A 15,802-nucleotide genomic window follows, 5' to 3' on the forward strand; every position below is an offset into this window, starting at 1 on the left:
GGGCAGGCAAAGTCACTTGGGTGATTTCTACATAAAGTTGTAAGCGAAGCTAATGCCGTAGGTAACAGGTTTGGCGGCATATCTAACTAGCACGTCTTGGGTTACAAACTGATTGCTCCAGTAGTACTCGTCGGTTACGTTGCGGCCCCACACGGTGGCAGTCCAAGTACCGTCTAAGGCCTCGACACCAGCGCGAAGATCCACGGTGGTGAACGAGTCAATACGGGTCTTGTCTGGATCGCCGAAGGTAGAGTTGGCTTCACTGTTATAAAGCAGATTCGCACCAACAAAGCCGCCGATGTTTTCATTGATTGGGCGACGGTAATCAACATCGGCAACAAAGTGCATTTCAGGGGTAAAGGGCAAATCTGAGCCGCTGAAATCACCTTGCTCGCGCACACCATTCAGGCCGTCTTCATCTTGTCCGGTGGTTGGGTTAACAAAGGTATACCACTCTTTAACCTCGGTGTTCACATAGGTGCCGGAGCCGCGTAGCAATAGACCGTCTATTGGGCTGTAAGTTAATTCTATCTCAGCGCCCTGGATGGTGGACTCTGGGATGTTAACCAAGCGGTCTAGCTGGTTGTATACAGGATCTTTTACACTGCCGCGCACTTGTTTGTCGTCGTACTGGTAGTAAAAGATAGCTGAGTTCAATTGCGCTTTGCCTTCTGCAAAGCTCCACTTTAAACCGCCTTCTAATGCTTGCACAGATTCCTGCGTTACTGGTTCAAACTGCGAGGTGGTTGAGGCGGGCAGAATAGGGTAGCTACCGGTTTTGTAGCCTTTAGAGGCTAAGGTGTATAACAGTAGGTCTTCATTAGCGCGGTAGTTTAAACCTAGGCGCCAAGACACATTGTCTTCTTCCAAAGAGTCGCTGTAGGGCGTGCGGCTAACTTCGGCGGTTGTTGCGTCAAGGCTAACGCACTGGTTAGGTAATATAACGGTAGTGCCTGGTACTTGACCGCGCAGCGCATCCGAAAAGAAGCCAAAAGTGGCATTTAGGCCAGGGTCATCGCTGTGGCTACAGGAAGTGAAGTCGTTGCTACTTTCGGTATAGCGCGCACCGGCAAGTACCGTGAATTTCTCGCCAAGGTCGTATTCCATGTTAGCGAATATGCCGATGTCTTTAATGTCTTGGGTAATACTGGTGGTTGAGTTGTCAATGAAGGGGCCGCCTGGCATTAAGGCAACGTTGGTTGAGTCGAATACCAATACCGTTTCGTCACTTTTTACGTCGTTGGTGGCGTAGTTAACACCTACTAGCCATTGGCTAAGGTCGGTGTTGCCCGAAAGGCGCAATTCTTGGGTGAAACTGTCAACACTGCCCACCGAGTCAATACCCATATTGGTTAGGGTGGTGCCGTCGCGGTCCATTGAGTAATCTTCTTCATACTCACCAATGGCCGTGATCGAAGTAAAGCGCAGCGAATCGCTAATTTCGTGATCTACCCGTAAGGTGAATTGTGAAAAGCTGTCGTCGCGAGACAGGTCGCGGTCTTCATCCCACTCGGCGCTGCGGGCATTGTTTTTGGCATTGGGTTGAGCGAAGAAGGCGTCGATTCGGTTTTGGGTTTCTACAGTATCAGAAACAAGTGGCTCAGATGGTGAAGAATATTGCAGTTGCAGGCCTTGCAGCTGCGCTGCTTGAGTGTCGGACTTGTCGTTCCAGCCATTGACGCCGGCTAAAATTGTGGTGCGCTCGCTCACGTCAAATTGTAATTGGGCGCGGCCCTTAAACAAGTCTTCTTTGCCCAGCTCGCGATTAGAGCCAACACTTTCTTGCCATTCATCTGCTTGGGTAGTGGCAAACGCTACTCGACCGGCGATATTTTCACTTAAAGGGCCGCTAACATGCGCTTCGGTGTCGATGCGATTAAAGCTGCCATAGCTAAGTTTGGCGCCCGCTTCTAGCTCTTGAGTTGGCTTGGCAGCGATATAGTTAATTGCGCCGCCGGTTGAGTTTTGACCAAAGAGCAAGCCCTGAGGACCCTTAAGCACTTCAACGCGCTCAAGGTCTAAGGTTGCACCCTTGGTGAAAGCGCCGTAGGCCAGCGGTACTTCGTCTACATAAACACTTACCGCAGGGCTCGCGCCCAAGGTGTAGTCATTAAAGCCAACGCCCCGTAGGGAAAACAGCGGTGTGCCATTCTGGCTGGCGGTAAACACTAAGCCAGGCGAAACCTTGATGAGATCACCCGTGTCGGTAATACCCGCGTCACTAATTTGCTCTCCTGTTGCTGCCGATACCGACAATCCAACATCATTAATAGACTGCGAGCGCTTTTGGGCGGTCACGATCACTTCCTCGAGGGCACCGGCGCCCGCTATTGACGGCGCAAATGCGATGGCTACACCGATGCTGATTAGTCTTTTCATAAACATGCCTCTATTACTTTTATTGGGAACTGGGGTTGTTGCTGACTTATTCGTATTAATAACAGCGTAGCTGCGTTTTCTGGCTTGTGTCGTCAATTGCACCTTTGTGTGTCTTATTATTGACCTTTTGTTCAATAACGTTGTTGAAACCGATTCTGAATCGATATAGTTCGCATGGGTATAGGTATTAACCGCTATCTATACTGGCTATTAGGCTCGCTTGCTAATATTTACTATTAGCAAGCGTTCATTAATTTTTGCGGCGCAAAGTTAAGGTTTTCGGGAATAGCACGGGATTATTGTCTAAGATGTTGATCTAAAGTTGGAAAGGTGAAAACTTGCTCAGAGTTTATGCGCAGTACTAATCGTTATTGTATGTACAAAGTGCGTGTTAACGATTTCCATACTGTTTGAGAAACAGCTCAACTTAGTGGTGTTCTTCAGGGCGGAATACGTCATTTTTGAAACTTATTACCTTGCTTTGCAGGCACTATTTTCTAAGCAGTTTCCTTGCTTCTTGGTGCTGTTATTTAAGGCAATTTAGACTCGGCTACACTCCGCTAGGGTTTAGCGCTTCTCTGTCTTGAAAATGATCAGGCTTTATTGAAAATATCTTCAACACTAGCGACTAGACCGCAGTCGTCGCTGCTGTAGCCGGGCAGCTGCGCGACGGCGGCGTGAAATTCTTCGCCTCGAATGATGTTTAAAAATTCCTGAAACTTAGGGTCATTGAGTGCCTGCTTATGGCAGGCCATTACATAGCGTTCTTGGGCGAGGGGAATAAAGTCGAGGCCGAACTGTCGGGCCGCGGCTTCTACGCCAAAGCCGGCGTCGGCCATGTTTGCGGCTATATAAGCGGCAACGGCAGAGTGGGTGAATTCCTCTTGTTCAAAGCCCTTTATATTCGCACTTGGAATAGCTTGTTCTTTCAGTAGCGCGTCCAGCAGTGATCGCGTTCCCGAGGTGGCTTGGCGGTTGATAAAGCGCAGGTCAATGTCGGCTAGGTCGGCAAGCCCTGTTACACCCAGTGGATTACCGGCTTGCAACATTAGTCCTTGGCGCCGAGTAATAAATTGAATAATCCGGTGGCTGCGGGGTTTAAGGCGCTTTCGGTAGTCGCGGTAAAGCGCTGGCGCTGTGCCTATGGGCAGGTGGAAGCCGGCAATATCGCAGGCGTTACGGGCTAGAGCAGAAAGGGCATCGGCCGGGCTGCAATACTGTAAATCCAGCGGTAGCTCGCCAATGTATTTTGGTAGCAAGGCAACCGCATAACCGTGGCTGGCATGTAGGCGAAGTACCGGCTTATTGCCTTCAAGTAGGTGCGCAATTTCTAAGTTTATCTCTGAGCTAAGGCTTTCTAGCTGCGGTTCTAAACGCGCCGCAACCCGTTGCTCTGCCCAAAGCAGTTTCTCGCCCAAGGGCGACAGGCGTGAACCGCGCCCCCGCTGTTTTTCGATTAATGGCGTGCCAAAAAACTCCTCCCAGTGCTGCAACATATTCCAAGCATGACGATAGGAAAACCCACAGGCTTCGGCAGCTTGGGTCAGTTTATTTTGTTTGTGAATTGCCCTAAGCAGTGCGAAGAGTCGTGGGTCGAGCTGCTCACCTTGGCCATCGGTAAAAAACCACGCGGGGGAGATTTGTAAGTGCTTCATAGGCAAAGTTGTGCATATTTAGTAAATATAGGCTAGCTGCTAAGCTAAACCCCAATAATAGCGTTGTAAACACAAAATATATGCAAAAAATTGCATATATGGGGTCTCGTGAAGAGGCTTATGTCGAGTAAAGCGAGAGAATAATATGAAGTCTGCTCCCCCTAGCATAGCGGCTGTTGTCGAGGGCCTTGTTGCGTCCCTAAAGCATCAGCCTGGCGCCTTGCTGCCTATTCTGCATGCGTTGCAAGATGAACTCACTTATGTGCCCGACGAGGCAATTGCCATCATCGCCGATGCGCTAAATCAGACCCGCGCCGAAATCTCTGGGGTCATTAGCTTTTACCACCATTTTCGGCGCACACCACCGGGTGATCATGTACTGCAAATTTGTCGCGCTGAAGCCTGTCAGGCGCGGGGGGCAAAGCAGTTGGAGTCGCATATTAAGCAGCGCTTAGCTATTGATTACCACCAAACCTCAGCCGATGGTCGTGTGAGTTTAGAGCCGGTGTACTGCTTGGGTAATTGCAGCTGTGGGCCGTCTATCCGGATTGGCGATGCTATATATGGCCGAGTGTCGCCAGCGCGCTTTGAGCAATTACTCGATGATATGACGACCCAAGTTGTGGAGCTGGTGTAATGACATTGCAAATTTTTGTGCCCAGCGATACTACCGCTTGCTCACTTGGTGCCGATGCCATTGCCGCAGCGATTGAACTTGCTGCCGCGCAGAGTGGTGCCGATATTGAACTGATCCGCAATGGCAGTCGCGGCCTGTTTTGGTTAGAGCCAATGGTTGAGGTCGAAACGCCAGCGGGTCGAGTTGCCTACGGGCCGGTAGAGATAAGTGATGTCCATGGTTTGCTTAAAGCAGGCTTATTTGACGGCAATGTAGAACACCCCTTATGCGGAGGCCTGACAGAAGAAATCCCCTTCTTAAAAAATCAGCAGCGCGTAACGTTTGCGCGACTGGGTTTAGGTGACCCACTTTCTCTTGAGCACTACCTCGCTCATGACGGCTTTCGCGGCTTGCAGCAAGCACTGAGTTTACGCCCAGCGGATATGGTCCAGCAGGTAATGGATTCCGGCTTGCGGGGTCGGGGCGGCGCGGCGTTTCCCACCGGCATTAAATGGAAGACGGTGCTGGATGCTGAGGCCGATCAAAAATACATTGTCTGCAATGCCGATGAGGGCGACTCCGGCACCTTTGCTGATCGCCTAGTGATGGAATGCGATCCCTATATGCTGATAGAGGGCATGGTTATTGCGGGTTTAGCGGTTGGTGCTAATCAGGGCTATATCTACCTGCGCTCGGAGTACCCGCTGGCCCAGCGCATTATGGATGAAGCCATTGTGCGGGCCAGGGCGGCGGGCTATGTGGGCGCCAATATTTGCGGCAGTGGCCGCCAGTTTGAGCTGGAGGTTCGCCTCGGTGCGGGTGCTTATATTTGCGGCGAAGAAACTGCGCTGCTAGAAAGCCTAGAAGGCAAGCGCGGCATGGTGCGCGCCAAGCCGCCGCTCCCTGCCCTAAAAGGTTTGTTTGCCAAACCGACGGTGGTCAACAATGTGTTGTCGCTGGCCGCGCTGCCTTTTATTTTTGACAAAGGCGCGCAGGCCTATGCCGACCTTGGCATGGGCCGCTCGCGGGGAACCTTGCCATTTCAATTGGCGGGTAATGTGCGACAGGGCGGTTTGGTCGAGTTAGCCTTTGGCGTGAGTCTGCGAGAATTAATGGAGGATTTCGGCGGCGGTACTTTTACTGGCCGCCCGCTAAAAGCGGTGCAGGTCGGTGGCCCGCTGGGTGCCTATTTACCTGAATCCCAATGGGATACGCCGCTGGATTACGAAGCCTTTGCCGCTATTGGCGCGGTGCTCGGTCACGGCGGCGTGGTGATGTTCGACGACACCGTGGATATGGGCGAGCAGGCCCGCTTCTCTATGGAGTTTTGTGTGGTGGAGTCCTGCGGTAAATGCACGCCATGTCGTATTGGTTCAACGCGCGGAGTTGAGGTTATCGACAAAATTCGCAGCGGCCAGCAGCCCGAGGCGAATCTCGCGCTGCTCGACGAATTATGTACCACAATGATAGATGGCTCGCTCTGCGCCATGGGTGGCATGACGCCCTTCCCGGTGCAAAGCGTCATGAAATATTTTGCCGACGATCTGCGGCCACTAGCCGACAGGGAGCGCTAAGATGATCCAGTACTTTGACCCCAAAAAGCTTGATCCTAATAAAGATTTAGGAACCCCGCCAAGCTTATCGACCGAGCTGGTGAGTCTTGCCATAGATGGCCGTGAGATCATAGTGCCGGAAGGCACCTCGGTACTCAGGGCCGCCGCGCTTGCCGGAATTAATATTCCTAAGTTGTGTGCCTCAGATAATTTAGAGGCCTTTGGCTCCTGTCGTCTTTGCGCGGTACAAATTGAAGGCCGCAAGGGCTTTCCTGCGTCGTGTACTACGCCGGTTGCCGAGGGTATGCAGGTCAGTACCCAGACCGAGCCAGTGGCCAAGCTGCGCCGCAACATTATGGAATTGTATATCTCCGACCATCCGCTGGACTGTTTAACCTGCCCCGCTAACGGCGACTGTGAGCTGCAAGATATGGCGGGCGCGGTAGGTTTGCGGGAAGTGCGTTATGGCTTTGATGGCGAGAATCATCTGCACGCCGAAAAAGATGAGTCGAATCCTTATTTCAGTTTTGATCCCAGCAAGTGCATTGTCTGTTCGCGCTGTGTGCGCGCCTGTGAAGAAGTGCAGGGCACTTTTGCTTTAACGATTGATGGTCGTGGTTTCGACTCCAAGGTGTCCGCTGGGGCTAACGATTCCTTTATGGACTCCGACTGTGTTTCCTGCGGCGCTTGCGTGCAGGCTTGCCCAACGTCCACCTTGATGGAAAAAAGCGTTATTGAGCAAGGCCAGCCGGAACACAGTGTTGTGACCACTTGCGCCTATTGCGGCGTAGGCTGTTCCTTTAAAGCTGAAATGAAAGGCAATGAAGTAATACGCATGGTGCCCTACAAAGGCGGCGATGCAAATCACGGTCACTCCTGTGTAAAAGGCCGTTTTGCCTTTGGCTATGCGACCCATAAAGACCGAGTGCGCTCGCCAATGATTCGCGACAGCATTGATCAGCCATGGCAGGAAGTAAGCTGGGAGCAGGCGATAAGCTTTGCGGCAAAGCGTCTTAAAGACGTGCAGGCCAAATACGGCCGCGAAAGCATTGGCGGTATTACCTCTTCACGTTGTACCAACGAAGAAACCTATCTCGTTCAAAAATTAGTGCGTGCCGCCTTTGGTAATAACAATACCGATACCTGCGCGCGGGTCTGTCATTCACCCACCGGCTACGGTCTTAAAACCACCCTTGGCGAATCTGCTGGCACCCAGACCTTCGATTCGGTAATGAAGGCCGATTGTATAGTGGTGATTGGCGCCAACCCAACCGATGCGCATCCGGTGTTTGCCTCGCAATTGCGGAGGCGCTTGCGCCAAGGTGCAGAGCTGATCGTGATTGATCCTCGCAAAATTGATCTGCTAAAAACGCCGCATATGGGCAAGGGCATGCATTTGCCGCTGCGGCCTGGCACCAATGTCACCATCATAAATGCCTTAGCCCATGTGGTCGTGACAGAAGGGCTAGAAGACAAAAACTTCGTGGCTACGCGCTGCGATGAAAAAGCCTATCAAGCCTGGCGTAAATTTATTAGCGAGCCACGTCATTCCCCCGAGGTGCTAGAAGAGATTACCGGCGTTGCCGCCGAGGACGTGCGCAACGCCGCCCGCGCCTATGCTAATGCAGGTAACGGCGCGATTTATTATGGCCTTGGTGTTACCGAGCATAGCCAAGGGTCGACCATGGTAATGGGTATTGCTAACTTGGCGATGGCCACTGGCAATATCGGCCGCGAAGGGGTGGGTGTAAACCCGCTGCGGGGCCAGAATAATGTGCAAGGCTCCTGCGATATGGGTTCATTCCCCCACGAACTGCCGGGTTATCAGCATGTGTCCGACGTAGTAGCGCGCTCGCGTTTTGAGTCGGCGTGGGGCGTGGTGCTCGACGACGAGCCAGGTTTACGCATTCCCAATATGTTCGACGCCGCGATTGCCGGCAGTTTCAAAGCGCTTTACGTACAGGGCGAGGATATCGCCCAGTCAGATCCCAACACTCAGCATGTGGAATCGGCACTGCGGGCCTTAGACTGCTTAATCGTTCAAGATATCTTCCTCAATGAAACCGCAAAATTTGCCCACGTTCTTTTGCCGGGTTCTACCTTCTTAGAAAAAAACGGCACCTTCACCAATGCCGAGCGCCGTATTAATCGCGTGCGCAAAGTTATGCCCGCCATTGCCGGTAAAGAAGACTGGGAAGTGACCGTGGATTTGGCCAACGCGCTGGGCTACCCCATGAACTACCAACACCCCAGCGAAATCATGGATGAGATTGCTCAGCTCACGCCAAGCTTTAATGGCGTGAGCTACGCCAAATTAGAAGAGCAGGGCAGTATTCAATGGCCTTGCAATGCAGAGCATCCTAACGGCACGCCAACCATGCACGAGGTCGACTTCCCGATTGGCAAAGGCCAGTTTGCGATTACCGAATACGTGGCGACCTCCGAGAAAACCAATCGCCGTTTCCCGCTGTTATTAACCACTGGCCGAATTCTGTCGCAATACAATGTGGGCGCGCAAACTCGGCGCACCGCTAACCAGCAATGGCACGATGAAGATGTACTTGAAGTGCATCCTCACGACGCCGAGCTGCGCGGTATTCACGATGGCGACTGGCTGGGTATTTCCAGCCGCGCTGGTCAAACTGTGCTGCGGGCAAGGGTAAGCGAGCGCATGTTGCCGGGGGTGGTGTACACCACCTTTCACCATCCGGGTAGTGGTGCCAACGTCATTACCACCGACAATTCCGATTGGGCGACTAACTGCCCGGAATACAAAGTTACCGCGGTGCAGGTAGAAAAAGTAAGTCAGCCCTCGGAATGGCAGCGGCAGTTCAAAGCCTTTGATGAGCGCCAGCGCAAATTGTATCGCAAGCCTAAGGGAGCGCCAGAACATGTTGGCCGTTAAGCTCGTGGAAGATAACAGTAAGCCAGTGGGCAGTGCGCGGGCAGCGGTCGATGTGCGCCGCGCCAACCAGTGCAAGACCGCGCCGCTGGACGATCATATCGCCATGGAAGTGCCGGTGGCGATGGTCTATAACGGCATCTCTCACGCGGTGATGATGGCAACCCCCGCTGACCTAAAAGACTTTGCGCTGGGCTTTAGCCTTAGCGAAGGCATACTCACAGATACAGCCCAGTTATTTGATTGCGACGTTAAAAGCGTTGCGCACGGCCTGTCGGTTGAAATGCGCATCGCTAATTCCTGTTTGGCAGCACTCAAGCAGCGGCGGCGCAACCTCACCGGCCGTACTGGTTGTGGTTTATGCGGTACAGAATCTTTAGAAAGCGCGATTCGCCCAGTGCGCAATGTTACCGCGCCAGTAGTCTCTGATGACGCCGTACAGCGCGCTCTTAAAATGTTTCCTCAGTATCAAGCATTGCAGGCGAAAACCGGTGCTAGCCACGGCGTGGCTTGGTGTGACTTGGCAGGCAATATTGTAAAGGTGCGAGAAGACGTTGGCCGGCACAATGCGCTGGATAAATTGATCGGTGCGCTGTTGCAGACTCATACCGATTTAAACCAAGGCTTTGTGCTGGTGTCGAGCCGCGCAAGCTATGAAATGGTTCACAAGAGTTGCGCGGTAGGTATTGGCGCCTTGGTCGCGGTGTCAGCACCTACGTCCTTGGCAATTGAACAAGCCGCAGCGGCGGGGCAATTACTGATTGGTTTTGCCCGCGAAGGCCGTCATGTTATTTACAATAATCCCTGGGAGTGATCGGGCCAAATGGGTAATGTGAGTGTTAATAATTTAGTCCGCATGGCAAATGATATTGCCGAAAACCTAGGTCACGGCGCGATTGACGATGCAGCGGCAGCTGAGCAAGTCGCGAGTCACATTCGGCGCTTTTGGGCGCGGGGAATGAAGGCAGAATTAAAAAATTGTGTGAGTTCGAACGCGCATAATTTGAGCGCTGTGGCGGCTAGGGCGGTTACATTGCTCTAGTTATTGTTGCCCCAGAAAATGCTTTTTTAGGTCAATATCGTATAAAAGTATTGCGATCGAAGCGGTAAAATTGCGGTACGCTTGCAGTGGGGTAAATAGTGGGCAAAAATCATTTTGCGTAAAAGCTTAACGGTTATTTGTCAGCGACCACAGCCACACTCTCTATGCGGGTAGGCAGTAGCCGTACATTAGCAGGCATCAGTGCTGCTAATGCCTTGTTGGCGAGCAGTAGTGGTATGTCTATGACCGCGAGAGCTCGGTCTTTAGTTACCGCCACGCTCTCATTTAAAGTAATACTAAGGGCAATTAGTCGAAAACAACCGATAATTCTGCCGTTACTCCATCCCAATCAGCGCCGATTTGCCCAGCGGAGGTATTTCCTTCCGATTGTTTGACGTACTCCGCTTTGAGCAGGGTGTTGTCCGTTAGCCACCAGCCTAGGCCTAGCTGGATGCGATTAAGGTCCTTGTCGCCAGAAATATTATCACTTTTGTTGATAGCCGAACTAAAGCGCGATGCAATGTATAAGCGGTTGAGGGTGATGTATTGTGTGGCCTCGATTGCATAGTAGTTAATTTCGCTAGCGATCTCTTGATAAGCAACGGCTTGACTAGCTACAGTTTGTTCGCCATTACTATCAACGAAGCTGAATTCATCTTTAGCGATACCCGCCCAGCCACGAAATTCGGTGCCTGGGCGGGCTTGGTAGTGAGCGTTGATTTGAAAAATATTCGCGTCTAAGCCCGGCAGTAAGCCAGCGTGGGTGTCGCGTGAACTTGCACCCGACGCAGCGAAATTATAGTTGTCACCATCGCCTTGAATTAGCCCAGCGGTTTGCACGTCGGCAAAGGGTCGGTTAGTGACTTGGTCACCTAAACTGCTGATAAACCAGCCTAGGCCTAAATTTAAACCGAAACCCGTGTTAAACGACAGCCGACCGAAGGTGTTGAAACCTCGATCTCCACTGTAGTCTTCAAAGAACGTCGGTACTGTAAAGCCAATGTCGGCATTCACTTGTGTGATTACCGAATCAGACACCTTGCGTGACCACAAGCTCTGAATGCCGGATTCTGCAGTTACAAAGTCAATAGGGGAATTGCCAATAAGTGGGTTGCTTTGTACAGCGGCGCCGTCCGAGTAGCCCCGGAACTCAAATACCGTGGAAACAATGTTCCCAGCACGAAATAGCCAGCTTTGGTCTTGTTGAGCGCTTCCAGCTAGGCCGAAAATATCTAGGTCGATGTATCCTAAATCTTGGGAAATTTCAAACTGGTCATCAGTGCCGAAATCATTGGGTTCTTCGCCGAGGTCAACATAGACGGTAACGTGATCGTGAACTTTAACAGCTAGCTCAATATTAAAGCGAAGCCGTTGGAAGCCCGGTGCCATATCGGTATTGGGTATTTCAAACGCACCTGGCTTTGCCTCTATTGCTTGGAAACCCTGCATAAGCATTAATTTGGCTTGAATTTTATTATCGAGAAATTCAGCGGAAAATGTCGGGTTTGACAGTGCTATGCAGGAAATAACTAGGGTCAAGCGAGCACAGATTAATTGGGTTACGCGTTTTTTTATCATGCTTATTACCTTGTTGTTTTGCCTGGCTTTGCAGGTCTGATTATTGTCATGTGGTACTGGTGTGGTGCGCCAAAATCGTCATATTTTTATTAAATTAACTTATATGGGCAATGGCTCATGGCATGAGCATATTCCCAGCATGTTATTTCGGCGTCAAGTTTTGTTGGGTGTAAACGCTTAGATTTTTTCAGGGTAATATATTAAATGTATTATTAATCAATTGCTTAAGTAGGATTTATTGTGTTTGATGCTTCTTTGTAGGGGCAGGTAACAATAACTCCTTGGTCTTTCTGTGAGGCTAATATTGGTGTTTGGTGGTGAATTCATGATTGACATTGGGGCTAGTGTGTGGGAATCTGCTCGCTCGCTGGGCTTTTGCTCACATCGCTTCGGGCAGTGAGAAGACCGTAGCTATCGCGATTACCGATAGCTTTCGTATGGCGAGCTATATTCATCGGAGCAACAGCTAGCTTGTGGTGTCCTCGATGCAAAACGTGATAGGTATGGCAATGAATAATAATATTAAGCTGATTATTTTTGACTGCGATGGCGTGCTAATTGATAGCGAAATTATCAGCGCCACAGTTTTAATTGAGAAATTACGCGAGCTAAGAGTCGATATTGATTTTCAGTATGTTCAACGTCATTTTCTCGGGTATAGCTTTAAATCCGTTCGCGAAAAGGTGTTTGATAATTTTCACGTGAATTTGCCTAAGTCTTTTGAAGCAGAGTATCGCACCGTTCTGCTTGAACAGTTTAGGTGTGAGCTACAACCGACAGACGGCGTTCAAGCGCTGTTATCTGGACTGCAGCTGCAGTTCTGTTTGGCGACCAGTAGTAGCCCAGAACGCACGGCCGAAGCACTTCGAATTAGCGGTTTAGAGGATTTTTTTACAGCCAAGATATTTACCGCTGAGGATGTATCGCAGGGTAAACCGGCGCCAGATTTGTTTCTGTATGCCGCGACAAAGATGGGGGTGGCACCCAGCGAGTGCTTAGTTATTGAGGATAGTCATGCAGGGGTGACCGCAGCGATTTCGGCCGGGATGCAGGTAGCTCATTACACTGGTGGGCGCCATCTTCCCGGTACAGTATCAAAGGTTATAGATGCATTTCCCCAAGTTCCAGTGATACCGCATTGGAAAGATCTAGTAGAACTGCTGCCAGCAGCTGAATAGTCAACTTACATAAGATAATTGTCATTAAATAATAATTATTAGGGTATCACTATGGATAATAAATCGAACTCCGAGTTGAAACGATTAGACGATGCTGCCCGCGCAGCATGGCTCTATTACGTTGCTAAGAATACCCAGGATGAAATTGCTCAAAAACTGGACGTTTCTAGGCAATCAGCTCAGCGCTTGGTCGCACTTGCTGTCAGTGAAGGCTTGGTGAAAGTGCGATTGGAGCATCCAATAACACAATGCATGGAGTTAGCTCAACAACTTAAAGAAAGGTTTGGTATGCTCGATTGCGAAGTTGTTCCAAGCGACCCGTCCTCACCTAATGATAATCACGGGCTTGCCCAGTGCGGTGCCGCAATACTAGAGCGCTATCTAAAATCCGAAACACCAAAAGTCCTAGCATTTGGTACAGGCAGAGCTTTAAAAGCATGTATCGATGAGCTTCCAGCGATGCAATGCCAACACCATAAGTTAGTTTCCATGCTCGGTAATATGATGTCAGACGGCGCCGCCTCGGCGTTTGATATTGTTGTGTCCATGGCTAATCGCGTTAACGCCAAACATTACCCCATGCCTCTTCCTGTTATTGCATCGTCTGTGCAAGAGAAGAAAATGCTCCATAGCCTGCAGCCGGTAAAGAGTATCTTTAGTTTAATTGAACAAGCAGACGCAACTTTCGTCGGTGTCGGCCAGATTACGGACAGTTCCCCGTTGTTTGTAGATGGCTTTATCGACGATGACGAACTAGATGCCATCATGACTGATGGTGCAAAAGGTGAAGTCATCAGTTGGCTGTATGACGACAATGGCAAGCTTCTTAAGAACGAAATAAATAAAAGAGTGGTGAGTGCCCCTTTAATAATAAACGCGAAAAAGCCGGTATATGGAATTGCCGCCGGAGAGGATAAAGTTGTTGCTATCCATGCGGCGCTGAAAGGAAAACTGCTTAATTCTCTAATTACTAATGAATATACGGCCAAAGCCCTGCTTAATTTATCATCGCAATAGTCGTTTCGGGAGATCGAACTGCTGTGCCTTTAAGTGACTTAATCAAGCTTGGTTAACAACAGAGCTGGCGATCTAGCACTTTCGATCTTTATCTTAAAATTTATATCACATACCCGTATAGCGAGGGTGATACCTAGTAAATAGGAAGTCGTAAAATGCCTAGTAATAAAATTAATATTTTATTTTCCGACGTTAATGAAGAGCAATTACCCGTTGCAAACAACAAATTACATGGTTGGAAACATTTCGCTGGTTTATATGCTGGCGAACATGTTGCTGCGACGGAATTTGTGATTGGCGCGACCTTCGTTGCCTTAGGTGCCGCAACTAAAGATATTTTACTCGGTTTGTTAATTGGTAATTTGCTGGCGATGTGTTCGTGGTGGTTGTTGACCGCCCCAATTGCAGTAGAAACTCGATTGAGTTTATACAATTACTTGAACAAAATTGCCGGAAACTCGATGACCAAGCTTTACAACTGGGCGAACGTCGCTATTTTCTCGGTGATATCTGCGGCAATGATCACGGTGTCGTCCACTGCTGTTAGGTTTTTATTTAATATACCTGCACAGCTCAATTGGTATCCTAGTAGCTTTTGGTTTGTTCTTATTGTTATTGCCATGGGTTCAATTGTTGTGCTGGTTGCTATGTACGGATTCTCGACTGTGGCTGATTTTTCTAAGGTTTGTGCTCCATGGCTATTTGTTATTTTTATCGCGGGCTCATTCAATTTGTTCCCAGGCTTGTCTTTTCATGTGCTGGGCGATACAGCGATTACTAATTGGTCTGATTTTATTGCGATAGGTGACAGTTCTATATGGACCGGCTTTACCGGTAGTGGCGAGAAAGGGATTGGGCTGTTAGAAGTCATTGGTTTTGCCTGGGCGGCGAACTCGATTACCCATTTTGGTTTGATCGATATGGCGATATTTCGCTTTGCTAAGCGGAAGCGCTACGGCTTATTGTCTGGTGTTGGGATGTTTTTCGGGCATTATATTGCGTGGATTTCGGCAGGAATTATGGGCGCTGGCGCCGCTGTTCTTCTGAAAACTACGATTACCAGTTTGGATCCTGGCGATGTTGCTTATCACGCGCTGGGCTTAACAGGATTTGTCATTATCATTATCGCGGGCTGGACTACCGCTAATGCCAACTTGTATCGCGCTGGTTTGGCAGCGCAATCCATTTTTGTTAATCATTCCAGAGAAAAAACTACCGCAGTTGTTGGTGTTGTAACCGTTATTATCGCCTGCTTTCCCTTTGTATTCTCGCAGATGTTACCGCTGTTGACGTATGCAGGGCTCTTGGTTGTTCCTGTTGGTGGGATTGTGTTTGCTGAACACGTTTTGTTCCCAAAAATTGGCTTAACCAGATATTGGGCGAAATACCAGAATATTTCTCGAAGTGTGCCCGCCATAGGCTCTTGGGCTTTGGCGCTAATGTTTGGTTTTGGATTGAATGCTCTCGACGTTATGTCTTTCTACTATTTGTTTATCCCAACGTGGATGTTCACCATTGTTACTTATACCTTGTTGGCTAAAAAATACGGTGCGGACAGGAATTACAGTGAAGAGATAGCAGCAGAAGCACTTGAGCAACAGCAAATAGTTGAGTTTCAAGATGCACAAGCTATTCATGATCAAGATTTTGTGGCTGACACCAGTGTCGTAAGTAAAGTTCTCAATGCGGTATCCGTAATTTCATTGCTTATTATTGCTGGATTCGCCTGCCAGGTTATGTTCTTTAGTTCCAGTATGGAAATTTACAGAATTAACAAATCCCAGTTTGAGACTTATTGCTTTATTTTCACTATTGCCTATTTTGGCAGCGCCTATACTTCATTGCGCCGTCAAAAAAAGCTTAATGCTTAATGCTTGCAGCG

The 15,802-nt window shown here is 49.6% G+C and carries 11 protein-coding genes; 8 read left to right on the top strand and 3 right to left on the bottom strand.

Annotated elements, in window-relative coordinates; translation table 11 throughout:
• Positions 1–27: 27 nt before the first annotated feature.
• Positions 28–2,379 (bottom strand): TonB-dependent receptor, encoded by a 2,352-nt coding sequence (locus AB4876_RS00180; RefSeq protein ID WP_368379639.1) that lies wholly within the window; start codon positions 2,377–2,379, stop codon positions 28–30.
• Between the two features lie 593 nt (positions 2,380–2,972).
• Positions 2,973–4,034, bottom strand: a complete 1,062-nt coding sequence (locus AB4876_RS00185; protein WP_368379640.1) for a substrate-binding domain-containing protein — start codon at positions 4,032–4,034, stop codon at positions 2,973–2,975.
• A 145-nt stretch (positions 4,035–4,179) separates the two neighbouring features.
• On the opposite strand from AB4876_RS00185, the gene AB4876_RS00190 reads away from it, so the two are divergent.
• From AB4876_RS00190 to AB4876_RS00210, 5 genes are read left to right on the top strand one after another with little or no spacing between them, the layout of a single operon-like run.
• Complete coding sequence (locus AB4876_RS00190) at positions 4,180–4,671, top strand: formate dehydrogenase subunit gamma (RefSeq protein WP_368379641.1); 492 nt, start codon at positions 4,180–4,182, stop codon at positions 4,669–4,671.
• A complete protein-coding gene (locus AB4876_RS00195) occupies positions 4,671–6,224 on the top strand; it encodes a formate dehydrogenase beta subunit (protein ID WP_368379642.1) in 1,554 nt (517 codons plus the stop codon). Before AB4876_RS00190 ends, AB4876_RS00195 begins: the two co-directional genes overlap by 1 nt.
• 1 nt (position 6,225) lies before the next feature.
• On the top strand, positions 6,226–9,108 hold the full coding sequence (fdhF, locus tag AB4876_RS00200) for a formate dehydrogenase subunit alpha (protein ID WP_368379643.1): 2,883 nt from the start codon (positions 6,226–6,228) through the stop codon (positions 9,106–9,108).
• Complete coding sequence (fdhD, locus tag AB4876_RS00205; RefSeq protein WP_368379644.1) at positions 9,095–9,919, top strand: formate dehydrogenase accessory sulfurtransferase FdhD; 825 nt, start codon at positions 9,095–9,097, stop codon at positions 9,917–9,919. The genes fdhF and fdhD overlap by 14 nt, the downstream gene beginning before the upstream one ends.
• Before the next feature lie 9 nt (positions 9,920–9,928).
• Complete coding sequence (locus tag AB4876_RS00210; RefSeq protein WP_368379645.1) at positions 9,929–10,147, top strand: formate dehydrogenase subunit delta; 219 nt, start codon at positions 9,929–9,931, stop codon at positions 10,145–10,147.
• A gap of 306 nt (positions 10,148–10,453) precedes the next feature.
• Here AB4876_RS00210 and AB4876_RS00215 read toward each other — a convergent pair whose 3' ends face one another.
• Positions 10,454–11,725: a hypothetical protein gene (locus tag AB4876_RS00215; protein WP_368379646.1), complete on the bottom strand. Its 1,272-nt coding sequence runs from the start codon at positions 11,723–11,725 to the stop codon at positions 10,454–10,456.
• Between the two features lie 509 nt (positions 11,726–12,234).
• Here AB4876_RS00215 and AB4876_RS00220 point away from each other — a divergent pair.
• The 3 genes from AB4876_RS00220 to AB4876_RS00230 all read left to right on the top strand — a co-directional run bounded on the left by AB4876_RS00220 (position 12,235) and on the right by AB4876_RS00230 (position 15,791).
• Positions 12,235–12,903, top strand: coding sequence for an HAD family hydrolase (locus tag AB4876_RS00220; RefSeq protein ID WP_368379647.1), 669 nt, complete (start codon positions 12,235–12,237; stop codon positions 12,901–12,903).
• A gap of 51 nt (positions 12,904–12,954) precedes the next feature.
• Positions 12,955–13,920 carry a sugar-binding transcriptional regulator gene (locus AB4876_RS00225; protein ID WP_368379648.1) on the top strand — a complete coding sequence of 322 codons (966 nt, stop codon included), beginning with the start codon at positions 12,955–12,957 and terminating at the stop codon, positions 13,918–13,920.
• Between the two features lie 155 nt (positions 13,921–14,075).
• The gene (locus tag AB4876_RS00230) at positions 14,076–15,791 is read left to right on the top strand and encodes a purine-cytosine permease family protein (RefSeq protein WP_368379649.1); all 1,716 of its coding nucleotides are present in this window, start codon (positions 14,076–14,078) and stop codon (positions 15,789–15,791) included.
• The last annotated feature ends 11 nt before the right edge of the window (positions 15,792–15,802 follow it).

This window comes from Zhongshania guokunii (assembly GCF_040892635.1).
In the GTDB taxonomy this organism is placed as follows: Bacteria; Pseudomonadota; Gammaproteobacteria; order Pseudomonadales; family Spongiibacteraceae; genus Spongiibacter; species Spongiibacter guokunii.

Excerpts from the sequence above, each read along its gene's own strand:
- AB4876_RS00180 (WP_368379639.1), bottom strand. The coding sequence starts at position 2,379 with ATGAAAAGACTAATCAGCATCGGTGTAGCCATCGCATTTGCGCCGTCA.
- AB4876_RS00185 (WP_368379640.1), bottom strand. The coding sequence starts at position 4,034 with ATGAAGCACTTACAAATCTCCCCCGCGTGGTTTTTTACCGATGGCCAA.
- AB4876_RS00190 (WP_368379641.1), top strand. The coding sequence starts at position 4,180 with ATGAAGTCTGCTCCCCCTAGCATAGCGGCTGTTGTCGAGGGCCTTGTT.
- AB4876_RS00195 (WP_368379642.1), top strand. The coding sequence starts at position 4,671 with ATGACATTGCAAATTTTTGTGCCCAGCGATACTACCGCTTGCTCACTT.
- fdhF (WP_368379643.1), top strand. The coding sequence starts at position 6,226 with ATGATCCAGTACTTTGACCCCAAAAAGCTTGATCCTAATAAAGATTTA.
- fdhD (WP_368379644.1), top strand. The coding sequence starts at position 9,095 with ATGTTGGCCGTTAAGCTCGTGGAAGATAACAGTAAGCCAGTGGGCAGT.
- AB4876_RS00210 (WP_368379645.1), top strand. The coding sequence starts at position 9,929 with ATGGGTAATGTGAGTGTTAATAATTTAGTCCGCATGGCAAATGATATT.
- AB4876_RS00215 (WP_368379646.1), bottom strand. The coding sequence starts at position 11,725 with ATGATAAAAAAACGCGTAACCCAATTAATCTGTGCTCGCTTGACCCTA.
- AB4876_RS00220 (WP_368379647.1), top strand. The coding sequence starts at position 12,235 with ATGAATAATAATATTAAGCTGATTATTTTTGACTGCGATGGCGTGCTA.
- AB4876_RS00225 (WP_368379648.1), top strand. The coding sequence starts at position 12,955 with ATGGATAATAAATCGAACTCCGAGTTGAAACGATTAGACGATGCTGCC.
- AB4876_RS00230 (WP_368379649.1), top strand. The coding sequence starts at position 14,076 with ATGCCTAGTAATAAAATTAATATTTTATTTTCCGACGTTAATGAAGAG.